24 protein-coding genes are annotated in these 23796 nt (G+C 60.8%); 10 read left to right on the forward strand and 14 right to left on the reverse strand.

The genetic code is table 11. From position 1 onward, the window contains the following. Positions 1-6 precede the first annotated feature (6 nt). The 3 genes from OSC37_RS01920 to glmM all read left to right on the forward strand — a co-directional run bounded on the left by OSC37_RS01920 (position 7) and on the right by glmM (position 2821). Complete coding sequence (locus tag OSC37_RS01920) at positions 7-324, forward strand: cupin domain-containing protein (RefSeq protein ID WP_267162919.1); 318 nt, start codon at positions 7-9, stop codon at positions 322-324. Positions 325-415: 91 nt separating this feature from the next. Next, complete coding sequence (locus OSC37_RS01925) at positions 416-1501, forward strand: actin-like salactin (protein WP_267162920.1); 1086 nt, start codon at positions 416-418, stop codon at positions 1499-1501. Between the two features lie 6 nt (positions 1502-1507). Further along, positions 1508-2821: a phosphoglucosamine mutase gene (gene glmM, locus OSC37_RS01930; RefSeq protein WP_267162921.1), complete on the forward strand. Its 1314-nt coding sequence runs from the start codon at positions 1508-1510 to the stop codon at positions 2819-2821. 25 nt (positions 2822-2846) lie between these two features. On the opposite strand, the gene OSC37_RS19105 is transcribed toward glmM, so the two are convergent. The 3 genes from OSC37_RS19105 to OSC37_RS01940 form a co-directional block, all read right to left on the reverse strand. Beyond that, positions 2847-3005, reverse strand: a complete 159-nt coding sequence (locus tag OSC37_RS19105; RefSeq protein ID WP_438267590.1) for a DUF7563 family protein — start codon at positions 3003-3005, stop codon at positions 2847-2849. 85 nt (positions 3006-3090) lie between these two features. Further along, positions 3091-3675: a DUF7090 family protein gene (locus tag OSC37_RS01935; RefSeq protein WP_267162922.1), complete on the reverse strand. Its 585-nt coding sequence runs from the start codon at positions 3673-3675 to the stop codon at positions 3091-3093. Positions 3676-3724: 49 nt separating this feature from the next. Next, positions 3725-5821, reverse strand: coding sequence for a restriction endonuclease (locus OSC37_RS01940; RefSeq protein ID WP_267162923.1), 2097 nt, complete (start codon positions 5819-5821; stop codon positions 3725-3727). A gap of 98 nt (positions 5822-5919) precedes the next feature. Between OSC37_RS01940 and OSC37_RS01945 the strand changes: the two genes are divergently transcribed. The 3 genes from OSC37_RS01945 to nucS all read left to right on the forward strand — a co-directional run bounded on the left by OSC37_RS01945 (position 5920) and on the right by nucS (position 7601). Further along, a complete protein-coding gene (locus tag OSC37_RS01945) occupies positions 5920-6120 on the forward strand; it encodes a DUF7535 family protein (RefSeq protein WP_267162924.1) in 201 nt (66 codons plus the stop codon). A gap of 117 nt (positions 6121-6237) precedes the next feature. Continuing rightward, on the forward strand, positions 6238-6723 hold the full coding sequence (locus tag OSC37_RS01950) for a hypothetical protein (protein ID WP_267162925.1): 486 nt from the start codon (positions 6238-6240) through the stop codon (positions 6721-6723). 149 nt (positions 6724-6872) lie between these two features. Then, entirely contained in the window at positions 6873-7601 is a 729-nt protein-coding gene (gene nucS / locus OSC37_RS01955; protein WP_368409524.1) for an endonuclease NucS, read from the forward strand. Here nucS and OSC37_RS01960 read toward each other — a convergent pair whose 3' ends face one another. Both OSC37_RS01960 and mutS read right to left on the reverse strand, forming a co-directional pair. Beyond that, positions 7602-8273 (reverse strand): hypothetical protein, encoded by a 672-nt coding sequence (locus OSC37_RS01960; protein ID WP_267162926.1) that lies wholly within the window; start codon positions 8271-8273, stop codon positions 7602-7604. 53 nt (positions 8274-8326) lie between these two features. Then, on the reverse strand, positions 8327-11041 hold the full coding sequence (mutS, locus tag OSC37_RS01965; protein WP_267162927.1) for a DNA mismatch repair protein MutS: 2715 nt from the start codon (positions 11039-11041) through the stop codon (positions 8327-8329). Between the two features lie 87 nt (positions 11042-11128). Here mutS and rpiA point away from each other — a divergent pair, with 87 nt between their 5' ends. Beyond that, entirely contained in the window at positions 11129-11806 is a 678-nt protein-coding gene (gene rpiA / locus OSC37_RS01970) for a ribose-5-phosphate isomerase RpiA (protein ID WP_267162928.1), read from the forward strand. 47 nt (positions 11807-11853) lie between these two features. After that, positions 11854-12669, forward strand: coding sequence for an orotidine-5'-phosphate decarboxylase (pyrF, locus tag OSC37_RS01975; protein ID WP_267162929.1), 816 nt, complete (start codon positions 11854-11856; stop codon positions 12667-12669). On the opposite strand, the gene OSC37_RS01980 is transcribed toward pyrF, so the two are convergent. Genes OSC37_RS01980 through OSC37_RS01995 form a run of 4 tightly spaced genes read right to left on the reverse strand, consistent with a single transcriptional unit; the run spans position 12657 to position 16459 of the window. Continuing rightward, positions 12657-12857 carry a hypothetical protein gene (locus OSC37_RS01980; RefSeq protein WP_267162930.1) on the reverse strand — a complete coding sequence of 67 codons (201 nt, stop codon included), beginning with the start codon at positions 12855-12857 and terminating at the stop codon, positions 12657-12659. The two genes, pyrF and OSC37_RS01980, sit on opposite strands and share 13 nt — an antisense overlap. 40 nt (positions 12858-12897) lie before the next feature. Beyond that, entirely contained in the window at positions 12898-13644 is a 747-nt protein-coding gene (locus OSC37_RS01985) for a metallophosphoesterase (RefSeq protein ID WP_267162931.1), read from the reverse strand. After that, on the reverse strand, positions 13644-15188 hold the full coding sequence (locus OSC37_RS01990) for a hypothetical protein (RefSeq protein WP_267162932.1): 1545 nt from the start codon (positions 15186-15188) through the stop codon (positions 13644-13646). Before OSC37_RS01990 ends, OSC37_RS01985 begins: the two co-directional genes overlap by 1 nt. Then, positions 15185-16459, reverse strand: a complete 1275-nt coding sequence (locus OSC37_RS01995) for a Single-stranded DNA binding protein (protein WP_267162933.1) — start codon at positions 16457-16459, stop codon at positions 15185-15187. Before OSC37_RS01995 ends, OSC37_RS01990 begins: the two co-directional genes overlap by 4 nt. 92 nt (positions 16460-16551) lie before the next feature. On the opposite strand from OSC37_RS01995, the gene ribH reads away from it, so the two are divergent. Together ribH and OSC37_RS02005 are read left to right on the forward strand one after the other, a co-directional pair. Continuing rightward, on the forward strand, positions 16552-16980 hold the full coding sequence (ribH, locus tag OSC37_RS02000; RefSeq protein ID WP_267162934.1) for a 6,7-dimethyl-8-ribityllumazine synthase: 429 nt from the start codon (positions 16552-16554) through the stop codon (positions 16978-16980). Then, complete coding sequence (locus tag OSC37_RS02005) at positions 16977-18134, forward strand: pyridoxal phosphate-dependent aminotransferase (protein ID WP_267162935.1); 1158 nt, start codon at positions 16977-16979, stop codon at positions 18132-18134. Before ribH ends, OSC37_RS02005 begins: the two co-directional genes overlap by 4 nt. 66 nt (positions 18135-18200) lie before the next feature. Here OSC37_RS02005 and OSC37_RS02010 read toward each other — a convergent pair whose 3' ends face one another. The 5 genes from OSC37_RS02010 to OSC37_RS02030 form a co-directional block, all read right to left on the reverse strand. Further along, entirely contained in the window at positions 18201-19502 is a 1302-nt protein-coding gene (locus OSC37_RS02010) for an ABC transporter substrate-binding protein (RefSeq protein WP_267162936.1), read from the reverse strand. A 207-nt stretch (positions 19503-19709) separates the two neighbouring features. Continuing rightward, on the reverse strand, positions 19710-20651 hold the full coding sequence (locus OSC37_RS02015) for an ABC transporter ATP-binding protein (RefSeq protein WP_267162937.1): 942 nt from the start codon (positions 20649-20651) through the stop codon (positions 19710-19712). Between the two features lies 1 nt (position 20652). Then, positions 20653-22020 carry a FecCD family ABC transporter permease gene (locus OSC37_RS02020; RefSeq protein WP_438267591.1) on the reverse strand — a complete coding sequence of 456 codons (1368 nt, stop codon included), beginning with the start codon at positions 22018-22020 and terminating at the stop codon, positions 20653-20655. A gap of 75 nt (positions 22021-22095) precedes the next feature. Further along, the gene (locus OSC37_RS02025) at positions 22096-23079 is read right to left on the reverse strand and encodes an NAD(P)/FAD-dependent oxidoreductase (RefSeq protein ID WP_267162939.1); all 984 of its coding nucleotides are present in this window, start codon (positions 23077-23079) and stop codon (positions 22096-22098) included. 203 nt (positions 23080-23282) lie between these two features. After that, positions 23283-23597 (reverse strand): hypothetical protein, encoded by a 315-nt coding sequence (locus OSC37_RS02030; RefSeq protein WP_267162940.1) that lies wholly within the window; start codon positions 23595-23597, stop codon positions 23283-23285. Positions 23598-23796: the final 199 nt, after the last annotated feature.

Consider the following 23796-nt stretch of genomic DNA (forward strand, 5'->3'; position numbering starts at 1 on the left):
TGAGGTATGTCATACGACACAGTCAGTTACGACGAGGTCGAACCGCGCGCACCAGGCATGCACTTCCTCCGGACCGAACTCGGCTGTGAGAACCTCGGATTCACCGTCCTCGATGCCGGAGAAGGGTGGGACGGGATGGAACACGACCACGCGGAAGACGGCCAGGAAGAGGTCTATCTGCTCGTCGATGGCTCGGGGGTACTGACAGTCGAGGGCGACGAAATCGACCTCGAACCCGGTGAGGCCGTTCGGGTCGACGCCGACGCGTCGCGCCAGCTCACCTTCGGCGAGGAGAGCACGATGGTCATCGCGGGCGCGCCCTGAGGACGGTTGCTTATCTGACGCTGGCGACAGTTTTTCTGAGGTTGATAAGTTCCGGTTGATATATACCCGCCGGGTGAGAACGCCACATCGTATGAGTTCGCACGTGGACGCCGAAATCGAGGAGCTGTCGGCGGATATCGAGGTCGACGACGACGAGCCCGTTCCAGTTGGAGTCAAACTAGGAAGTACACGAACAGTCATCGTTCTCCCCACCGAGGACGGCGACCTCAAGACGATACGGACGCTGACCTGCCTCGCCCGCTACGAGGACGCCCTCACCGGCGAAGAGCAGTTCCTCTACGGTAACGAGGCCGCCCGCGAGTACCCCGACCGGGTTGAGTTCATGCTCCGGTCTGGGCTTCCCGAGGACGAGGATCGCGCCGAGTTGACCGAGCAGTTCTTCGAGGCGGTCATCGACTCCTACGACATCCCCGAGGAGAGCGCCGTCGTCTACGCGATTCCGACCATCGACAACCCTGCTGGACTGGACAACCTCAGTGAGGTTATCGAGAACAGCTCTATCGGAGCGGCGCTCATCGAGAGCTACCCCGAGTCGTTGTGTGGCTCGATTCCAGCCTTTGGCGACGACCTCCAGGCAATCGAAGAGATATTCATCGCTGTCAACATGGGTTCGACGAACCTCGAAGCCTCCGCGTACCGCCGCGGCGAGCAGATTTCACCTTTCACGACGGGTGCGGTGACCGGCAACGAGGTCGACCGCATCATCGCCAACTACGTCGAAGAGGAGACCCAGGGCCGGGTCAACGTGGATGTCACGCAGGCCCGAGAGTACAAGGAGAACCACGCCGATTTCGACAGCTTCGAGCCCTTCACCGACATCATCCAACAACCCGGCGGCGGCAGCCACGAGTTCACAATCGAGCGCTCTGTGATGGACGCCACGAACGAGTATCTCGACGAGGCCGTCGAGAAGTTCTCGAACACGTTCCTCTCACAGCTCGCGAACGACCACATGAAGATCTACCAGCTCGCGCTGGACCAGCCTATCGTCCTCACCGGCGGCATGGCATGTGTGCCGGGCATCGTCGATGCCTTCGAGGAGCGTCTGGGCGAGGAACTCGGTCGAGACGTCGAGGCGATTACCGCGGACAGAGCAGACCTCGCCGCGACCGTCGGGGCCCAGCGAATCGCCGCGCGACTCGCAGAAATCGAATAATCATCGATGTTCGGAACGAGCGGCATCCGTGGACCGGTCGGCGAGGAAGTGACTGCCTCGCTCGCGCTCTCGGTGGGCCGCGCACTCGGCGTCGACAACGAACGGGTCGTCATCGGACGAGACCCGAGAGACAGCGGCGCGGCGCTTCTGGATGCGCTGGCTGCGGGCCTGCGTGAATCCGGTGTCGACGTGGTAGATTTAGGAATCGCCGCAACGCCGACGATTGCACGCGCGGTGTCCTGGGAGGAGGCAGACGCCGGCGTCGCGGTGACAGCCTCACACAACCCACCACAGGACAACGGTATCAAACTCTGGCAGCCGTCGGGCCAGGCGTTCGACGCCGGCCTTCGGCGAGCGATTACCGAGCGCGTCGAAAACGGCGACGCGGCGCTTGCCAGCTGGGACGCGTTCGGGACGCGGAGCCACCGTGACCACACCGCGACACATCGTGACCGTCTGGTCGAGGAGGTCACTATCGAGGAACCGCTCTCGGTTGTCGTCGACGTCGGTAACGGAGCGGGCGGAGTTACCGTCGACGCACTCGACGCGCTCGGCTGTGCGGTCGAGACACTCAACGCACAGCCGGACGGTGCGTTTCCGGGCCGGCCCAGTGAGCCGACCGCAGAAAACTGTGAGTCACTGTGCGCGCTCGTCGCCAACAGCGACGCGGACCTGGGCATTGCACACGACGGTGACGCCGACCGGATGCGCGCGGTGACAGAAGACGGCGAGTTCGTGGGTGGTGATACATTGCTGGCTCTCCTCGCTCGCGACGCCACACAGGCCGGTGAGTCCGTCGCTGTTCCTGTCGACACGAGCCTCGCTGTCGAGGATCACCTTCGGGAGGCCGGCATCGAGACGACGCGAACTCCGGTCGGGGATGTCTACGTCGCAGAGCAAGCCAGTGAGGACGGCGTCGGGTTCGGTGGTGAGCCAAGCGGTGCGTGGATCTGGCCCGAGGTGACACTCTGTCCCGACGGGCCGCTGGCCGCCTGTCGCCTCGCCGCACTGGCTTCGGAGCAACCACTCTCAGCCCGCGTGGACGGGGTCGAGACGTATCCGATTCGCCGAGACTCGATCGAGGTTGCTGACAAGGCGGCTGTGATGGCCGCTGTTCGTGAGCGCGTTACCACAGAATTCAAGAACGTATCCGCGACCGATGGCGTCCGAGTCGACCTAGACGGCGGTTGGTTCCTGTTGCGAGCGAGCGGAACTCAACCACTCGTCCGTCTCACAGCACAGGCGCGCGAGGAGCGTTGTGCTGAGGATATCTTCGAACAGGCACAGACAATCCTCTCATCGGTTCTCGAATCACTGTAACTGCACCGAGACCACAGAACGCGCGTTATCCTCGTCGCGTCGAGCGTGCCTGTCTCACGTCCGCGCCATCACGTATCTTGTCTTCACACTGTGGGCAGACTCTGGGCGCGTCGACGCCATTTGGTGTGAATACACGTGCATAATCCGCCGTTACGAAAGCACCGCAGTTCTGGCATTCCGGCATACGTATATTCTTACGTAACTCAGTCATCTTAACTATTGGTGGTATGGTACTGATACACGACCGGAACATAACATCCAAGAAGGCGTTACGACGGGAAGTGGGCAGTTGTTTCTCCCGATTCGTCCAGCTCGATGACACGTTCAAACATCGACCGATATTCATCGATAATGCCATCTTCGTGGACGCCACGTGCGAGATGGAAGAGTCCAACGGCGTCGTGACTCTCGATGAGGCCTAACAGCGCGTGAACGGCCTCGCGAGTCTGCTGTTCGCCCGCGTAGTAAATCATCTCAGTTATCGAGTCGACGCTCACCCGGCGCTTTCCGTCGGTGGATTCGAGGAACTGTCCGGTCTCTTCGACGATGCTGTCGAGGTCTTCTGGTGTCGAAATGTAGCGGATGTGCTCGCTCTGTCGTCGTGTGTAGCCTCTGTCTGCCGAGACCGCGTCGAGGATTGTTGCATTCGACTCCCCGATTTCGTAGTGGTCGAGCTTCTGTTCGACCTCACGGGCGGTCGTCCGTGTGGAGACTGCGAGCAACTCGTCGGTGTCTGTTTTCAGAAAGTTCGTATCGATACGGTCTGTCTCACCTGTACTCGGATGGACGAGCAAGATACTGCTTCCTGCTGGAATCGACTCCGGCGTGTTCTCTAGCTCCAGTGAATACTCCATGTCGTGAACAACCGGATGGAACGGTCTTAAGTATTTGTGAGTAGCATCGCTACGACTCCGCAAGCGAGTGCACCCTGTCTGCCAGCGCCTCAAACCGGAGGAGCTGACACAACTCCGCTGTCTCGACGACCGTGATTTGGTCAGTGAGCGTCGCCTCTGCTTCGGGGGTGAGTGCTGCCGTGGTCACGATTGTCGCTGCGTCTGCTCCATCATTCGCGGCGAGTGTCTCCTTGCAGTCGGTCACGTCCGCAGCCTCGACGCTGCCGGCTGGAGCGTGTAGCGTCCAGAGTCCCAGCCGTTCCTCACTCGGGCGGTCGCGCATCGCCAAGATGTCGAACGCAGACGCGGACTGTACCGACGGCGACATGGTCGACCACCCCTGTGAACTCCAGAGCTCTTCAACGACAGTGTCGAACTGGTCGTCGGTCAGCCCTGCGAGCTGCCCCGCGAGCGTCGTCGACTGCTCGTCGCTGTCGTCTGTATCCGGCGTCGCCCCGGACGATTCTGGCTGACGCTCGTCGGCGGGTGTAGATTGCATCTGTTCGAGCAGTGAATCCTCTTCGCTCGTGCGGTCCACACTGTTGCTGGCTGTGGCTGCTTTCTCGGGATACCCTTCGCCTGCACGCTCTTGTCGCTGATTGCGGGCTGTCTCGTCTTGAGTCTCGTCGCCAGCCTGTTCGGCCGATTCTCCGCCAGTCTGTCCGCCATCTACGGCGTCGTCGGCCACTGATTGTCGGGCTGGATCGTCGTCATCCGCCTTCAGTACGACCGCGTCCTCGGAGTCAAGATGCAAGCCGGTGATGCTGACCGTCTCGGGAGTCGGCTGCCCGAGTGGCTCGTCCGGGGGGCCCTCTGAACGGCGCGTCTCTGCTCGCTCCTGCTCTGTCTGGATGTCGTCGAGCTTGCTGGGGCGGACCTCTCGTGCAATCTGTTCTGCCTCCGTGAGCTGCTCTGTAGCGCGCTCGTAGACACTGTCGGCTTGTTCCTCGTGACCACCGAGGGCCAGCCGGTCGGCTGCGTGAACCCACTGCTGACCGGCGCGGATGTAGCTCTCAACTGTTCTATCGGCGATTTCGACGGTCTGCTCCTTTATCTCCTCTTTGTCGACGACGAACTCCCTGGACTCTTTGGCCCACTCGAGCGTAAGTAGTTCCCGGTAGCCGTCCAGTGCCTTCATCCACCGGGTAGCGGCTTTCTCAGGGTCATCTGTCGCGATAGCATGTCGCCTGTCCGTGTCGGCGTCGACAAGCGGGGCGACTCGGAGCAGTTCCCGTTCCTTGACTGCACCTCGAAGCCGTCTCTCGAGGGTATCCTGCGGGGGCTCGGCCCCTTCCGTCGAGAGTGCGGCCTCGTATCTTCCGATGGCTCGCTCGTATCGCTCCGTCGCTGTCTCGTAGCTTTCCCCTGTCCAGGCTTCCTGTGCCCGATTGTGGGCGCGAGCACCCTCGGCCGCGGTCAATTTCCGTTCGAGCACTTTCACTCGCTCTGTGAGGGGAGTGGCCCGCGAATACACCCTGTCGCTTGCTGCCGGCCCGACCTCGGACATCCTGTTGCGTGCCCGTCTAACCTTCTCGTCGGCGTCGCCCAGTTCCTCGCGTGCCCTGTCGATAGCCGACTCTTCGAGCGCCCGCTCCGCGCTCGACACCTGCATCTCCGCCTCGTCGAGGAGACGCTGTGCGTGTGTCCACAGCTGTGCGAGCTCGTCTGCCCTTTCGGCGAGTGGTTCGATGTCCTCCGTGCACCGAAACAGCCAACGCTCGTCAGCGATGGTGTGGATTTCAACTGTACTCGTCCGGAAGCTCTCGAACTCCGATTTTACCTCCACGATACGGTCGAGCGGAATCTCGAACGTCTGATCACCACCACGCTGCCCAACGACAAAGAGAAGCCGCAGGTCGGTCAACAGGGCAAGCGCCTGGAGGTCGTCGTCTGGCTCGATGTGCTCGTTGCCCTGTTCGCGGTCGATCTCCAGGCCGGCTTTCGTGTTTCTGGCAGCGTAGCTCGGCGACTCTTGCCTGTCGAGGTACGTCTCCAGCGGGGCTGCTGACAACATCTTCCCACCGCCGAGCAGGCCGCCGGTAAGCGACGTACTCGTCAGTATCTCTGGCCGCTGTTCGTACTCGGTCAGGTCGATAACTTTCCCCATTCCCCTTTCCTATCGTTACCAAGCCGTCAAAATAAAAGTTCGCCACTGCTAGAGTCCAGACGGTAACCTATTTTGCTGGCCTGCTACAACTCTTCAATATGACTGATACTGTGACGCCACAACGGGAGTTGAAGGGAAAAAACGGGATGGGCGTATTCGGCTGGATGATTTTTGTCGGGATGGCAATCGTGCTGGCTCCGTTACTCCCGATTTATCTCCTTCTCAAACTTTACGAGTTCGTCAGTAGTGGCGATTCCGAGCAGGACGACGCGAACACGCCCGCCCAGTCGCCCCGGTAGTTGGCCTGGTCCCTCTGTTTTTATATCGGCAGGAGTGCAGACATCCTGTGCAGCGCTGGTGTGATATCGTCTACGACCCGACGCGGGACCGGCATATTGCCGGCTCGGAGGTGTCACATGAGTGAACGCGCCGTCGCCTGTGTCGTCGGCTCCAGTACAGTGGAGTGGTACCGCTCTGGGTGGGGGGCCCGCGATGGCGTTCTCAACTCAGTACTCAGTACCGACCATCCGATAGAGGAGTTAGCCGCCATCGACTGGCGTCCGATACCTTCCTTTCCAGAGAATCGGGGTCTCGACATGCAAACAACAGAAATCGTCTACCAGATTCGACCGTGCGGCGTCGACGTGTTCGTCCCGCTCTGGTTTGGGACGGGGCTGTTCGACCCGCCTGCCGAACCGACAGAAGGTGTGCTGGTCCCTGTTTCGTCGCTGAGCGAGGTTCGACACCTCCGCCGGAGTCACCGGGGACTGAAAGCGGAGATACTCGACGCAGTGTCTGAGGGCATGAACCCGGCGAGTGCGCATGCTCTCTCCCAACAGGTCTCTGCGCTCGTTCGAACGGTCGCTGTTCAGTTCCGCCGTATGGCAAGCATTTATACGTGATGACGAGACCACAGCCGGCATGCGCTGAGAACTACCGCGGCGTGTCACGCAGCGTGTGACACAGCACGTCGCGGTTCGGTCGTGTCACCTGTTCGCCCAGTAACCGAGACAACAGTGTTCTTTAGTGGGGTCATCGGATAGAGAGCGGTGTGAGCGCGAGCAAGACACTCACTGCGACCCTACCCGGCAGTGACCGCGCTCGGGAAATCGTCGAAACGGGAATCGACGAGGAGATGATGGTCACTGTCTTCGGGCGGTGTCGGGTCGAGTACGACGGACGGGCATCCAGCACGCTTGAGTCCGGTGATAGGCTGGTGGTTCTCAAACCAGACGGCACCGTCCTCGTCCATACAGAGGAAGGTCAACAGCCGGTCAACTGGCAACCGCCCGGCTGTACACAAGAGACAACAACCGACGACGGCCTGGTGGTCCAGAGCTACCGGGACAATCCCGAGGAAGAGCTCACGGTCGAGTTCAGCGCCGTCACACACGTGGTCGCCTATCACGTGACCGACGAGCAGGACCTCTCGTTGCAGGGAACTGAAGAAGATCTGCGCGAGCGTATCCTCTCGGAGCCGTCGCTAGTCGAGGACGGTTTCGAGCCACGTGCAACCGAGCGCGAGACTCCAGCGGGAGCCGTGGATATCTACGGCGTCGACGACAGCGGGAATGCGGTCGTCGTCGAACTCAAGCGCCGACGGGTCGGTCCAGACGCTGTGAGTCAGCTCAACCGCTACGTCGGTGCACTGAAACGCGACCTCCACGCCGAGATGGCGGTGCGTGGTATTCTGGTCGCGCCGTCGCTCACGGACAGTGCCCACCACCTGCTCGACAGACACGGACTGGAGTACGTTTCGCTTTCACCCCCCGACGAATAGCTACGCTGTCTGTCCCACTTCCTCAACGCGCGCGGCGATAACGACAAGTGCCTCTGCAATTGTCTCCAGTTCGTCGGCAGTCAGCGCCGTGAACGGAACCTCGTAGGTGACGGCGTCTCCGGTCACCGTACAGATCCCAGGCGTCTCGAAAGAGAGCAGCGCGGACGCCACCTCGGGAGTGAGGATTCTGTCGACGTTTCCGCTGGTCCCCTTGATGACGAAGTTGTCGTTGAGTTCCTCGTTCCCTGTTGGAACGCCACCCTCAGATTCCCCGCCAGAGTCACGCTCGAACTCGACGGTAAACGACGCATCGACATCGTTGACTACCGTCTTGACCTCGGTGTGTGTCTGTGAGAGAACTCCCTGTACGGCCGTCGAAACGGTCACCGAGCGGCCCTGGACAATCTTTTCCAGGTCTGTGGTGTGAGGCCCAATCTGGCGGGTAAACGAGGACTGTTCGACCATGTTGTTCCACTGGCTACGTTCCCGAAGACCCAAGCCGCCGAGTCCGACGAACCACACCACTGTGAGAACAAGTGCCACCACGAGCGAAGAGAACGGAAGGCCGATTGCAAAATCGAGTGCGACAATCAGAGCCATAGCTACACCGATACCCACCGACCAGGCTATCTGGAGTCGCTGCGTCCCGGTGTACTGTCGTCGCTCGGCCATCGTCGTGTACATTTCGCCGTAACGCAAAAAACCCAAGGACACCAGATGCGAGCTTACTCCGTCTGTCGCTCGCCAATCTCCTCGATTTGTTGCTTGAGCTGTGAGAGAACGTTCATCGCCTCCAGCGGGGTCATCGTCGCGATATCGACGGCAGTGAGTGTCTGGTATATCTCCTCGGAGATGCCCGCGTCGGTCGCCGTCTGCTGGTCGCCCTGTCTAGCTATCCCGGTACCGATGCTGGCTGGTTCACCGTTTGTCTCCGGAGCGGATGACACGCTGGCGTCGTGGGTGGCCGCCGTCGTGTCCTGCTGGGCCCGTTGTCGTCGTTCGGACTCGCCGCCGAGAAGCCCGCGGGCCCGGTCGACAACGTGCACGTCGACACCGGCTGTCGCAGCCACCTCGACACCGTAGGAAGCGTCGGCAGCGCCCCGCTCAACGGCGTGTTCGAAGTGGACACCCTGGTCGCTCTGTCGCGTCCTGAAATAGAGGTTGTACGCGCAGTCGAGCGCGTCCGCGACGTGCGTCAGGTCGTGGTGGTGGGTCGCAAACAGCGTCAGCGCACCGACCTCGTCGTGGATGTGCTCGGTCACCGCCTGCGCAATCGCGAACCCGTCGGCGGTGCTGGTCCCGCGCCCCACCTCGTCGAGAAGGACCAGCGAGCGCCTGGTGGCGTTGTCGAGAATATCCGCGAGTTCAGTCATCTCGACCATGAACGTCGACCTGCCCCCTGCGATGTCGTCGCTGGCACCGACGCGTGTGAAGATGCGGTCGACAATCTGGAGTCGGGCCTCGCTCGCCGGCACGAAACTCCCGGCCTGTGCGAGAATCGAGATGAGCGCGACTTGGCGCATGTAGGTCGACTTTCCGCTCATGTTCGGACCAGTCACGACCGCGATTCGGTCTTCGGAGTCGAGCACTGTTCCGTTGGGGACGAACGACTCCTCGGTCCGTTCGACGACCGGGTGGCGACCCTCCTCGATGTGGATGCCATCGACGGTAAACTGCTCGTTCGAGCCTGGCGGGGAGCCGACGGTGGGCCGGGAGTAGCCGTGCTCGGCTGCGACAGTCCCAAAGGAGACGAGCACGTCGAGCTCTGCCAGGGCGTCGGCGAGTTCCTGAATGCGCTCGGACTCGTCTGCGACCTGCTGACGAATGGAACAGAACAGTTCGTACTCCAGCTCGTCGGCCCGCTGTTCGGCCCTGAGTATCTCGTCTTCGCGTTCCTTCAGGGCGGGTGTGTAGTACCGCTCGGCGTTTTTCAGCGTCTGGCGGCGTTCGTACTCGTCGGGGACACGGTCGAGGTTTGCGTCGGTCACCTCGATGTAGTAGCCGTGGACGGAGTTGTGACCGACCTTCAGCGAGTCGATACCCGTCCGCTCGCACTCGTCCGCTTCGAGGTCGTCTATCCAGGCTTTGCCGTCGCGTTCGGTCTCTCGCAGTCTGGCGAGTTCCTCGTCGAAAGCAGGCTTGAGGATACCACCCTCGGTTATCTCCCTGTCCGGGTTTTCCTGGATTGCGTCGTCGATGAGCGAGCGAATCTCCGACAGCGGGTCCAGTCGTTCCCGAAGCGCCTGGAGTGTCTCACAGTCAGCACCGTCGAGGTGGCTGGTCAGTCGTGGTACCACATCGAGTGTCTCTTTGAGCGAGCGGAGATCGCGCGCGTTTGCTCGGCCTCTGGCAATCCGAGAGATAAGCCGCTCGATGTCGTAGACATCCCTGAGCTCGTCGTAGACGTTCTCGCGTGTCGTCACGTCGTCACGGAGTTCGCCGACGGCGTCGTGGCGTGCGGCGATATCATCGCGGTCGATGAGGGGTCGACGGAGCCAGTCGTCGAGCGTCCGCCGACCAAGTGCCGACGCTGTCTCGTCGATGACTGCTGCGAGCGTTCTGCTCTCGTGGCCGTGAACTGTCCGGCGCTCGAACAGTTCGAGGCTTCGCAGGGCGACCGCATCGAGAAGCATGTACTCTCTGGGGTCGTACCGAGTGAGATGGTTGAGGTAGTCGAGCCTCCCGTCTTCGCCGCCCCGGACGTACTCGGCGTACGCGAGTAATGCCCCACAAGCCCGCGTCTCGTCGGTCGACAGCAACGTGTTGGTCGAGCCGAAATACTGCTCGACTATGTCTGTCGCACGCTGTTTCGTGAAGGCGTCGTCCTCGAACCTGCTCACGGTACAGCGGTCGGGCAACGTGTCGGGAGACGCGTCTGGCCCCAGAACTGCCTCTGCCGGGGCGAATCGACTCAGCTCGTCTGTGACCGCGCTCTTGCCCTCGACACTCGTGGCGTAAAACTCGCCGGTCGAGACATCGAGTACCGCCAGTCCATACGCATCACCGGCGGCGAGCGCCCCGACGTAGTTGTTCCGGTCGCCGTCGAGCAGTTCGTCTTCGGTCAGCGTCCCCGGCGTGAGAACCCGCGTGACCGCCCGGTCGACAACCCCTGTCGTCTCCTCGGGGTCCTGGACCTGGTCTGCGACCGCGACGCGGTAGCCGGCTTCGAGCAACCGTTCGACGTAGGACTCTGCGTTGTCGATTGGGAGCCCTGCCATCGCGTACTGGCCGGTCGAATCCTCGCGTTTCGTAAGCGTCACTTCACAGCGACGCGCGACGGTCTCGGCTGCCGCACAGAACGCCTCGTAGAAATCCCCAACCTGGAACAGGACCAGCGAGTCGTCATACTGCTCACAGAGCTCGAAATACTGGGTCATCATCGGCGTCAGGTCGTCGCGTCGCTCGGTCATCTTCTCGGGTGGACCCAGTGCGTCGTCCATAGACGTGTTCGGCGGGGCCACACACTAAGAGCTTTCAGATTCCGCCGGTGAGGAACCCTTTTGTGGGACCCACGGCTGGGGACGAGTATGACTGAAGACGAGTCCGCTCTCAAGCGCACGGCCGGGGAAAGCGCCGCCGAGCTGGTGACTGACGGGATGGCCATCGGACTGGGAACCGGAAGCACTGCCGCACAGGCAATCCGTGCCCTGGGCGAGCGCGTCGACAATGGGCTCTCCGTCCGTGGTATTCCAACTTCGTTCCAGTCGCGGGAACTCGCCCGCGAGCACGGTATCCCACTCACGTCGCTCGACGAGACCACACCCGACCTGGCAATCGACGGGGCCGACCAGGTTTCCGGCGCCACGCTAGTCAAGGGTGGCGGCGCTGCCCACGCCCGCGAGAAAGTCGTCGACACTGCCGCCGAGCGACTCGTCATCGTGGTCGACCCATCGAAAACCGCAGAGACGCTTGACCATCCGGTCCCAGTCGAGGTACTCCCGGACGCTCGGAGCACGGTCGCCACACAGGTCCGCGACCTCGGCGGCGATTCAGTGTTGCGCGATGCCGAACGGAAAGACGGCCCTGTCGTCACCGACAACGGCAACCTCGTGTTGGACTGTGACTTCGGCAAGATATCTGATTCGGGCGCACTCGCAGCCGACCTCAGTCGACTCCCTGGAGTCGTCGAGCACGGCCTGTTTGTCGACTGTACCGACGAAATCCACATCGGAACAGCCGACGGCGTGCGCGTCGAACGCCCTTAAGACGAGAGACAGCAAGCTTCATATCGCGTCACGGTCGACCGGTGAATATGTCTGCTCCGTTTTTCGACTGGCTCGGTGAACGTATCGAACGCGTCAACAGCGTCGTCTCGGTCGGGCTGGACCCGGACCCGAATCGGCTTCCCGAGACGGTACAGGATGCTGATCTTCCCCGATGGGCGTTCAACCGCCGCATTATCGACGCAACTCACGAACACGCCGCCTGCTACAAGCCAAATGCTGCCTTCTACGAGGACGGCGACGGGTGGCGAGCGCTCCGTGAGACGGTCGCGTACGCACACGGGAAGGATATCCCGGTGTTACTGGACGCAAAACGCGGCGACATCGGCAACACAGCCCGCCAGTACGCCGAGGTGCTCGATATGGTCGATGCCATCACGGTGAATCCCTATCTCGGCCGCGACGCACTGGACCCGTTCCTCTCGCGGGAGGACAAGGGCATCTTCATCCTGGCACGTACCTCGAACACCGGCGCTGCTGCTATCCAGGACCTCGAACTCGCGTCCGGCGAGCCCCTCTACGAACACGTGACCAGCCTGGCCGGGGAGTGGAACAATCACGACAACGTCGGCCTCGTCGTCGGCGCGACCGCGCCCGAGGAACTCGAAGAAATCCGCGAACTCGCTCCGGAGCTTCCTTTCCTCGTTCCGGGAGTGGGTGCACAGGGCGGCGACGAGCAGGCTGCTGTCGAACACGGTCTCGCAGACGGCGTCGGCCTTGTGAACTCCTCGCGTGGCATCATCTTCGCCGGCGAGAACGCGAGAGGTAATTTCTTCGACGCAGCCGGCCAGGCAGCCAAAAACCTCAAGCACGGACTCAACGAGTACCGCTCTCAGAACTCGTAGGTATCGACGCCGTCGGGCATCTCGCCACTCTCCGGGATGTTCTCTGTCTGGCCGAGCTCGGCGGCACACTCTACACAGTAGCCGGTCGACTCGTCGTAGTGGTCCTCACACACGAGCTGTCCACATCGGTTGCAGGTGTATTCGACGCTAGCGCTGTTACAGATTGCACATGGTCCTGAGACGCTCATGGGGAATGATAGCACGATGAGGTGCTTTAATCTCTCGCTGTTACACCGTCTCGTAGCGCCCGAGCCGCGTTCCATTGAGCAGGTAGGCCTCGCCCTGAGCAAGCCCATCAGGCAGAAACGGCGAGAGAAAGTCCTGACCTTCGACGTTGACCCACGTCCCGCCCGACAGGTCGTTAAAGGCCGGGAACACCACGAGCTCACCGTCGATACTGGCCTCGTAGTCACGGTCTGTGAACGGTGAGTCATCAAGCCCGCCTCTGAGCCAGACCCGTTCGACCCGACCGCCACCGACCTGGTCTTCGAGCCTAACGACGGGATGCTCGTGGCCGACACAGACAAAATCAGCGTCGAGGACTGGCTCACTCGGCCAGGTGTGGCCGTGGGCGAATCCGACATCCCCAACCCGGACGCCTTCGGTCGGCGTAACGGTCAGGTCGTGGTCGACCGTGTCGAGAAACGGCTCGATATCGCCGTCGTGGTTTCCCTTGACGAGCGTTACCGGTACCGAAAGCTGGTCGAACAGCTCCCCGAGTTCGTCGCGTTCTGCGTCCCACGGGTCGCCGATAGCGTGGACGAGGTCGCCGAGCACGACCAGCCTGTCAGGAGATGTCTGCTCGACGAGGCCGAGCAGTCGCTCACGGCGCTGGTCGCCTCGGCTGTCGAGTTCGACACCCTCCGTTCTGAGGACGGTCTCGATACCGGCGTGATAATCGGCTACGACGAGCAGCCGACCCTCGGCGGTATCGACCGTCGCCGCGGGACGCTCCGGTACTGGCTCGACCCCCATCAGATTGGTTTGAGCGTTCCGTCGTCGGGCTCGTAACACTCACCGTCCATCAGTGCGTCCTGGATTGCCGACTCGGTCTCTTTGGCGTCGACGCCGTATCGTTCTGTCATCTCCTCTATGACTTTTTCTCTGCTTGCGCCGCTTCCCTCATCGAGTTCGCCCATCACGGAGACGACCGTCGACTGCATATCATCTGGCTCGTCTACACTGTCTACTTTCATCTCTTCTGCCGTTTCTGAGTCCGCTTGTGTCTCCGTCTCCTCCGGAGGGGCCGTCGTCTCCGACTCCTCTTCCTGTGCGTCTTCAGCTGCCGGGGTCTCGATATCGGCTTCTCCAGGGTCGCTGACCTCTGTTCCGGTCTGGAACTCTGTTCCGAACTCCTCTTCGACCTGTTGTCGGGTCTCCTCTTCGAGTTCGAACTCCTCGGGGTCGAACTCGCCCGGACCGTCGAGAGTTCCGGAATCCACTGGCTCCTCGTCAGCCCCGGAGTCCGTTGGCTCCTCGTCGGACACAGACTCCGTCGCTGGCGTTTCGTCGGTGACTACCGTCGTCTCCGCGCTGTCCTCGATGTTGTTGGCTTCCTCGTCCTCGGGCTCGACTGCGGCAGTCTCCTGGCTCGGGGTCGTTGTCTCAGCCGCGGCTGTCTCCTCCTCGGAGACCGTCGTCTCACTACCGCCCTCGTGCACTTCGGCCTCTGAAGTCTGCTCTGGTGACGCCTGTTCGTCAGATATCGTTGCTCCTTCCGGTTCTGCAGTCGAGGTGTCCTGGCTCGTCTCGCCTGCGGGAGGCTCCGCGGCGGCAGATATCTCAATCCCGGCATCCGCAATCTCACTCACTGACACGGGTCCAGGCTCATCCGGCGATTCATCCAGCGACGTGACCTCGTCTTTCTCATCTGCGACGACGCGTGCGGCATCCAGAGCCACGTCTCGCAGTCGGTCGAGATACGTCGGTGTTGTTCCGTAATGCTCCAGAGCCAGCGGAATACCGACACTCATCCCCTCGCTGACGCCGCCGTCGAGCAACGCCGCTTCGAGGGCGTCTCCAGACTCCTCGAGCTCTATCGCGGTCCCGAGCGTCCCGATTCGTTCGAGTGTCTGCTCTGCCGTCTGGACTGTCCAGCGGTCTCGGGTCTCTGCATCTACTTCGTTGATGCTTTCGGGCCGGACGGAGCTGTAGACCTGGTCGGAGTCCTCGGGCTGGAAGGTCCGGGCTTTGCCGGTCATCGCGACGAACATCGGCGTCTCCGCTCGCTCCAGAAACGCCTGGACGTCCGGTTGATACTGGCCTGCGTACGTAACGAACGCTCCTGTCGGGTCGACCACGCGCCCGCGCAGTACGTCATCACTCACCGGCTCGATTTCGGTCAACACACCGACAGCGAACAGTCGATTGACCCGCGCGCCAGTCGGCGTGATGACGTAGTTCGGCGAGCGGTCGTCGTCACCCGCCGAGTACGATAGATCTGCGTCCTCGAACTCGGTCGCGAACAGCCGGTACGCGACCTCACGCTGGCCGGCACCGTCGTCTTCTGACTCGCTCATGCCTCAACCTCCGTCAGCAGGCGCGAGGCACGTGTCTTCGCGTCCTCGCTGTGGGTCGTGAACTCGGTCGCCTCCAGGTTCGCGCCGTAGTCGTCGACGGTGAGTGTCCCGCGGACGCGGAACTCCCGGCCCACGATGCTGTCGCGGATACTGTCTGCGACGACCTCGCGGTCCATCTCCTCGCGTGCGTGCTCCCGTGCGTCATCGAGGTCGCCGCCGTAGACTTCAGCCGTGATTTCCTCGTCGAGGATAGCTGTCACGGTTCCGGTTCCGTCGTCGAGGATTGCCTTGACCCGGAGGTCGTCTTCGCCGTCGACGGCTCCGTGGCTTCTGCACTGGCCGCTTTGGATGACGCGGCCACAGTCGGGACAGCGCTCGATGAGCCCAGAGCCGTCACGGACTGCGACGACGTTTCCCGTCACCTCCAAGTCGAACATGCCGCCGGTCTCGATTGCGTCGCCAATCTGGTACTGCGTGCCCGAGTCTGCCACCTCGACGGGCGTCTCCAGGGCCTCGACAGTCGAGAACTCGGAAACGTTGACCGACGGGACGCCGCGGAACTCTCTGATGAACACGTCTTCGATTCGGACGGAGGTGCCGGCCGATAGCTCGCTCCGGGGTTCCCAGTCGGTAAACGGGAGACGCCCCGTTTCGTCGCCGAGGACGCCGCTGAGAATCTCGGTCTCGCCGTCGCGCCCGTTGATCTGTTTCTCCTCGACATCGAGGACCTGTACCTCAACGTTCACGCCGCGGTCGCCCGGCTCCAGCGTCGCCAGGCGTGCGTCGCCGCCGACCTCGTACTCGATGTCGAGGTCGTCTTCGACGCGTTCGACGCTCGTCGAATCCCCGAGATTCAGCTCCGGGTGTCCCTCCCACTCACGAACGTCTGCGTTTCCCAGGTGAACCGTCTCTCCGGGCTGGAGGTCGAAATCCTCCCAGGAGGTGTAGGATATTTTCCCGCTCTGGTCGGCAACTTCGCCCTCGAAGATGACCTGTTGGTCGCCGTTGTACTGGATAGAGCGCTTGCCGACCGAGAGCACTGTCGCCGTGGTGTCGACCCTGGAGTCGGCAGTCGAGACGTCGGCGACTGATTTGGTTGCTATCTCCCCTCCACCGGTGGACTCACTGTCGCTGTAGTTCCGGCGGACCGTCTCTTTTGCCTCGTCTATCGGAACACCGTACTGTTCCAGATTTTCGAGTTTCCCTTTGACCTCCGTTTTGTCAACGCCGAGGCTGGAGGCGAGTTCCTCGGCATGGTCGTCTAAACTCATACTGGCTACTTTGCCGCCCCCGTACAAAAATCGTTGCCGTGAGTCCTGCCGAGAGCGGTAGTTCTATACGCCACCGTACCCCCTTCGCAAACATGGTACGTTTGGGGCTGGTGGTTGCCCAGTTCAACAAAGAGAGTCCGGTAACGGCCGAGATGGAGTCTCGCGCACGCGAGGAGGCAGACCGACAGGACGCCGAGATTGTCGAGACGATAGAGGTGCCCGGCTCGTACGACACGCCGCTTGCAGCCGACAGACTGGCGAGACGTGACGATATCGACGCCGTTGTCGCCATCGGGGCTATTATCACCGGCGACACTGACCACGACCAAGTCATCGCCGACGCGGCAGCCCAGGGACTGACTGACGTGAGTCTCGACCGTGACACACCCGTAACTCTGGGTATCATCGGTCCGGATATGAGTCACGACGAAGCACAGGCACGGGTTGACCACGGCGCAGCCGCCGTAGCGAGCGCGATAGACCTGGCCACCACCCTCGAACCACCCGGAGACCATACATGAGAGAGTTCACCTACGCGGACAGAGTCGAACGTGTATCGCCCAGCGCAACGCTTGCGATCAGCAACAAGGCCTCGGCACTCGAAGCCGACGGCGTCGACGTCGTCGATCTGAGTGTCGGCGAACCCGATTTCGATACGCCACAGCCAATCAAAGACGCCGCCGAGAGTGCCCTGGAGGCGGGCCACACCGGCTACACGACCTCGAACGGAGTGCCAGCACTCCGCGAGGCAATCGCCGACTCCCTCGCCGAGGACGGGCTAGATTTCTACGACCCCGAGGATATCATCGTCACGCCGGGCGGCAAGCAGGCCCTCTTCGAGGTGTTCCAGACGCTCGTCGACGACGGTGACGAAGTCGTCCTCCTCGACCCCGCCTGGGTCTCCTACGAGGCAATGACTAAACTCGCGGGCGGCGATTTGACGAGAGTCGACACCGCGGCTCACGACTTTGCACTCGAACCAGCGATTCCGGCACTCACCGAGGCGGTCTCGGACGAGACGACGCTTCTGGTGCTCAACTCGCCGGGCAACCCCCACGGTGCAGTCTACGGCGAAAGCGCGCTCGAAGCAGTCCGAGACCTCGCCGTCGACCACGACTTCACGGTCATCTCTGACGAAATATATAGCGAAATAACCTATAACGGTGTGGAGATGACCAGTATCGGAGCGCTTTCGGGGATGGCAGACAGGACAGTGACCCTCAACGGGTTCTCGAAGTCGTATGCGATGACCGGCTGGCGGCTAGGGTATTTTGCCGCACCCGAGGGCGTCATCGAGCAGGCAGGGAAGGTTCATAGTCACTCCGTCTCGTGTGCGACTAACTTCGTGCAGCGGGCGGGTATCACTGCACTGGAAGATGTCGACGAGGAGATAGACGAGATGGTCGAGGCTTTCGCCGAGCGCCGCGAGTTCCTGCTGTCGGCGTTTGCCGACCACGGTATCGATATTGTCGAGCCAGAGGGCGCGTTCTATATGATGGTCCCCGTGGCCGAAGACGACCAAGCCTGGTGTGACGACGCCATCGAGACGGCCCACGTCGCCACTGTTCCAGGAAGTGCCTTCGGCACGCCGGGCTATGCCCGTATCTCGTATGCAAACAGCAAAGACCGCCTCGCAGAAGCTATCGACCGCCTCGACGACGCAGATCTTCTCTGAACCGGAGACCAATTCGCCTGCTCTACAGCAGTCCACGGAACCCCACGGTCAAAACGCGGGTCTCGCTCAGATGTTGCCGTTGATAATGTCAGCAAGTCGCCCGCGGTCGAATAGCTGCTCGTCTTCCGGGATTTCTCCGTATCCTGGATAGGACCCGAATTCGTCGGGGTAGAGCTGTTTGGCCGCCATCTCTGTCTGGAACAAGTTGATGATGGGGCCCTGGTACGGAGTGCCGCCGAGGTAGAGGTCGTCGTTCTTGACTGCGGTCAGCTGGCTTCCGACCGGATGGTCTTGGAGGAGTTCTCGCTGCTGTTGAATCAGGTTCTTGCCCTGGAAGTCACGATACGTAATTCCAAAGTTGAAGATGATAACATCCGGGTCGTACTCCAACAGCCCTTCGTACCCCATCTTGACCGACGTTTGACCGCTGTATGCGCCCTCGAAAGCGTCGGTAACATCCAGGTCCCGGTACTGTTTCTTTCCCCACGTCTTTTCGACCTCCGACTTCGGGTTGTAGACGAGCCACCCATCGCGGTTCTCGGGGTTATACCGGCCGTTTACCAGAGCCATTGTCCGGCGCTCGGTTTCTTCGGGAACGCGTGACCTAATATCCTCGATAAACGGCTCGTACAGGTCGAGTATCGCTTGGCCCCGTTCCTGCTCGCCAAAGAGTGCGGCGTACTTGGGGATATACTCTGGAATTGACATGTAGGGATACGATTCGCCGACGGGCCAATGGGTCCACCCATCGAAACGCTTTCGCCGGCTCTCGTTCCCGAACCATGGCGCGATATTCTCCTGAATTTCCTCGGCTTCCTCTGTATCGAGTCCGTAAATCGCGAGGAGAGGGTTCGGGTCAAAAGCCACCAGATCTGGGTCGAGGTCGTACAACGCCTCGAGATCCGTATTACGCTCCGTCGTCGTGTACTTGGTGAGCTCATCCTTAGCTGGTACTGTCACACCGTCGAGGAAGTCGTAGAACCCCTGGTACCAGAACCGAGGGTCGGCCATCCCGACAGCACCGTCGGCCTGGCCGAGTGCGGTCAACACGTCAGCGGTGAAGCCGAGCCCACCAACCCATGTCGAAGGGGGCTCTTCGAGCGTCAGTTCGCCCATCGGCGGCATCGACGCAGAGTAGGATTTTTCATCCGTGTTGGTCTCTGTCTCGGTGGCGCTCGGTGTCGATTCACCATCGCCGGCCTGCTCAGGGGTCGCGGTCGGGGTTGACTCTGTGCTGTCTTCGGGTTCTGACCCCGAGCTCGAATCGTCGGTACACCCGGCAAGGAAGCCGCCGACTGCAACTGCCCCGCCGTATTTCATGTAGTCCCGCCGCGTCGGTTCCTCCTGTGTTGTATTCTCTCTCGACATGTATTTTTAGGTGACCCTAATACGAATAACTCTGTCGATTTTTAGGCGTACCTAAAATATTAGTGGCCAACATACCCGCAAGAATCCCGCTCACCGATTGCTTCTGGCGGCTATCTTCGGCCTTTGGGGCCCTGTGATTTACGTACAGCCCACCTACTAGCAGCAGCTCGTCGTGATCGCCGCAATTGACGATCTCGTCGCCTTTGATTACTCCATTCCGGACGCATTTTGCGGTATCGTCTCGCTGTCTTCCGACACATCATCGTCGGTGTCGTGGCGCGCGCGAATCGGCGTAACCCGGGGTCCGCGATCGGTAACATCGACGACAGCATCAATCTCGAACACGTCCGCGAGCAGCTCCTCAGTGACGACCTCCTCGGGTGTACCACGCGCCTGTATCTTCCCGTCTTTGAGCGCGACAATCCGGTCAGCAAGGCGGGCGGCTTGCTCGATGTCGTGAAGCACGACGACAACCGTAATGTCGCTCTCGTCCCGGAGTGTCTCGATAATCTCCATCACCTCTAGCTGATGATGCATGTCGAGGAAGGTCGTCGGTTCGTCGAGCAGCAACACGTCAGTGTCCTGGGCGAGCACCATTGCGATCCACGCGAGCTGTTTCTGCCCACCGCTCAGACTGCCCACCTCGCGCTCGCGGAGGTGGCCACAGCCCGCACGCTCGATTGCCTGATTAACTGCCTGCTGGTCTTCCTCGGTGACCGTCTCGAAGAAGCCGCGATGGGGGTATCGGCCGTGGTAGACGAGATCTTCGACAGTGATCGAATTTGGCGAGGTACTCTCCTGAGAGAGCAACCCGAGCTTGCGAGCCAGCTCTTTGGTGTCCATCTCGAACACGTCCTGATCGTCGACCAACACTGAGCCTACTTTGGGAGTGAGCTGTTTAGCAAGCCCCTTCAACAGGGTACTTTTGCCTGAGCCGTTCGGACCGACCAGCGCAGTCACTGCACCGGGTTCGGCGACGAGGGTCTCGTCTTCGATGACCGGGTCGTCCATCGACGGGTACCCGATGACTAGATCCTCTCCTGACAGCTCGCTCGCCGTTTCTGCGTCGGTTGTCTCGGCCGCAGCTTCTTTTGAGACCGATTCCTCAGTGCCGTTTTGATGTTGTGTGGTAGCTAGGTTTAGTACCATCTCAGATCTCACCCATTGCTTCTTTCTTGCGCATCAGATACAGGAAGTACGGCCCGCCAACGAGGCCGGTAACGATACCGACAGGTATCTGACCGTCAGAGCCGGTCAGTACACCCATTCCCAACCGCGCCCCGGCATCTGCACCGACCATCAATGCGGGGCCGACGAACAGACAGCCGACGATTACCTTCTTGTAGTCGCTGCCGACCAGATTCCGAACCATATGTGGGACAATCAGACCGACAAAACCGACGATACCTGCGACGGCGATACTCGCAGCCGCCGCCAACACAGCCACGCCCGAAAGCGCGAACCGCACCTTCTCGATGGACATGCCCAGTGATTTGGCGGTTTGCTCGCCGAGTAACATCACGTTACACTGCCGTGCGCCGGCAATTGCAAGCCCGATTGAGACGACCGACCACGGGAGCACCATCCGCACCTGCTCCCAGTCAGTTCCTGTCAACGAGCCAGTCGTCCAGGCAATCGCCGACTGGACGACGGCGAGGTTGTCTGCGAAGAAGAACAACCCGGTCTGCAGGCTGTTGAAAACGGTACCGACAATCACGCCAGCCAACACCAGCCGAACGGGGGAGGTGCCATTCTTCCAGGCGATTGCATAGACAATTAGAAACGCCGCTATTCCGCCGAGAGCCGCTATGACCGGAAGTAACGACGAGGCGGTAAACGCCACCTCTCCGACACCGACTGGCAGACTGGCACCGGGGGCGGCGACAAACGCAACTGCGAGGGCTGCAGGCCCGAGCAGACCTGCGATGAGTAACTGTTGGTTTTCGATTCCGTACCACCAGGCACCACCAAGCCCCAGGAGCCACGCGACGAGAATCGCGCCACATACCAGACCTCCCTGTGGACCGGCCGGCGTGAGAAATGGGAACGCCAGGACAAAGGAGGGAATCGCCACGAGTACGGCGAGAATCATCAGCCCGGCACCCGAGGAGACGCCGAGGATGAACGGACTTGCCAGTTCATTTCGGGTGATAGCCTGGAAAATCGCACCCGACACCGCGAGGTTCATTCCGACGATAATCGCAACGAACACTCGCGGCAGACGGATATTCCAGACGATAAGGCTCTCCTTGCTCATCTCCGGCATCTCGCCGCCGAAGAGAAACGCGTTCCAGGCCTGTTGGTTCAGGACTACGTCCGGGTTGAACACCGCCGACCACGTCTTGCCGAGACTCATTGAGAACGATCCGAAGCTCACCTGCACCAGTCCCGCGAGTACAACCACTGCAATGCTCCCGATCGCAGTCGCCACCAATTTACGATCGAACAGCCAAACGAACCGCCGAGTGTCGCGGGTTCTCGTCACCGATCCGTCACCAACCGATGTCTCGTTACTCATCGGTCTCACACACTGTCGCAGTGTCTCTCCCGTCAACTGGTGTTTTGCTGACTCCTTCGTGGACCATCTGTCCGCTCATTCGTCGCCACCTGCAGCCTTTGGACTGGTGTGTATGGTTTCGGCCATAGCGAGTATCTGGTCGTCGTCGACATGTTCGAGGAGTGTCTCGTCATCTATTGCTGCAGCGACGTGTTCTGGGTCGAGCTTCGCCGCGAGCGATTCTTGCCCTGTCACAGCCCGTGCACCAATCTCGTCGGGCGAAACGTACGACGACATTGAATCGTCGATACATGCCGAGCGGACCCGCTGGAACCGGTCGGAGTCCGAGTCGACAGGTGCATCTTCCCCGTAATGGTTGTCGAACCACTCAATCCGCCTGTCGCGGTCGCTCCACTCGTCATTAAGTTCGGCCTCACGTCGGACCCAGTCAACACCTTCGGCGACTTCCTGCCACCATCCGTCGTCCATCCGAACGTCGGCAATGACCCGATGGGCGACTCGTGCGCCACGGCCTGCTGCCATAATCGCCTGCGAGTCAGTCTCCTCAGACGGCGAGGCGACATACAGCGACGAAACCGGCGTTGTCCCGTCGTGGTCGGCGTACTCTCGGTCGAAGTGCTCGTGTTCTTCGCCGCCGTGTTCGTGGCTTTCGAACATCGCCGCATCGTCGTCGAGCCCACGCATGTACTCGCCGTCGTAGCGCGTTGCCGCAATCACCCGTCGGGCATTGACAGCGTCACCGTCCTGTGGTGTGACCCGGAAGCCGTCCCCGTCGTTAGTGCGCTCGACCGATTCGACAAGATCGGGAACAATCTCACAACCGGCCGTTTCCGCGTGGTCCTGAATCAGCTCGTAGAACGTCTCGATGTCGATTCCCGCCGGAAAGCCGAGATAGTTCTCCAGGTGAGCGCACCGCTGGATCGAGGATCGACCGCGGTCGAAAATGAGTGTGTCAAGCCCCTCTCGGGCGCAAAACACGCCCGCCGAGCAGCCTGTCGGCCCACCACCGACGATGACGACATCGAAGTTATCTGTCGATGTCGTTTCGCTTGCAGTCATACGTAGATCACTCCGTTGCTGATCTCCACGTACTTGCTTCGCGTGGGTCTCTTGTGTGTCGGATATTTTTTGAACATATGAATTAGGCCTGCCTAAATATACAAAACAGTTACGAACTTTAGGCCAGCCAAAAACAAATCTGTCTGTGGTGGGGGTTACGGATATTAGAGGCGACTGCCTCAGGATTTATAACAGGGAAGATATCAATCCGCCGTGCGTGTCAAAAGAGAAGCTCTGAGAACTATGTCGGACACGACAAGGAACGTCAGAATACCACCAGCAGCTGCGGAGAACAGGCCGCCCCAGATAACACCGGACGGATTTCCACTCTCTACAACGGCCCACAGTGAGAAGAAGAGGCACGGAACGGCAATGGTAGCAAGCACGATGTCGGTCGGCTCACGGGTGTATATCCCGCGACCGAGTACCGCGAGTTCGACGAGCAACGGGAGGACGACAAGCGGGTCCAACCAGGCATCGACGGAGAGCAACAACAGGTGTGAGGGCAGGGGTACCATGCGTACGAAAGGATATCTATATAAAATCATATATATTTTTTGTTTGCTTTCGGATAGTGTAGCTACTCAAATAGATCTGTGATGCGCAATCTCAGAACCGTCATACTGGGATACGCCGGTCTTGTAGAACGGCCGGCGGGACGCCGATGCTCTCTGGTTTGCATGCCACACCGATAGCAATTTTGCGGGTTTCCCTCGC

Source organism: Halovenus salina (genome assembly GCF_026410925.1).
Lineage (GTDB): Archaea > Halobacteriota > Halobacteria > Halobacteriales > Haloarculaceae > Halovenus > Halovenus salina.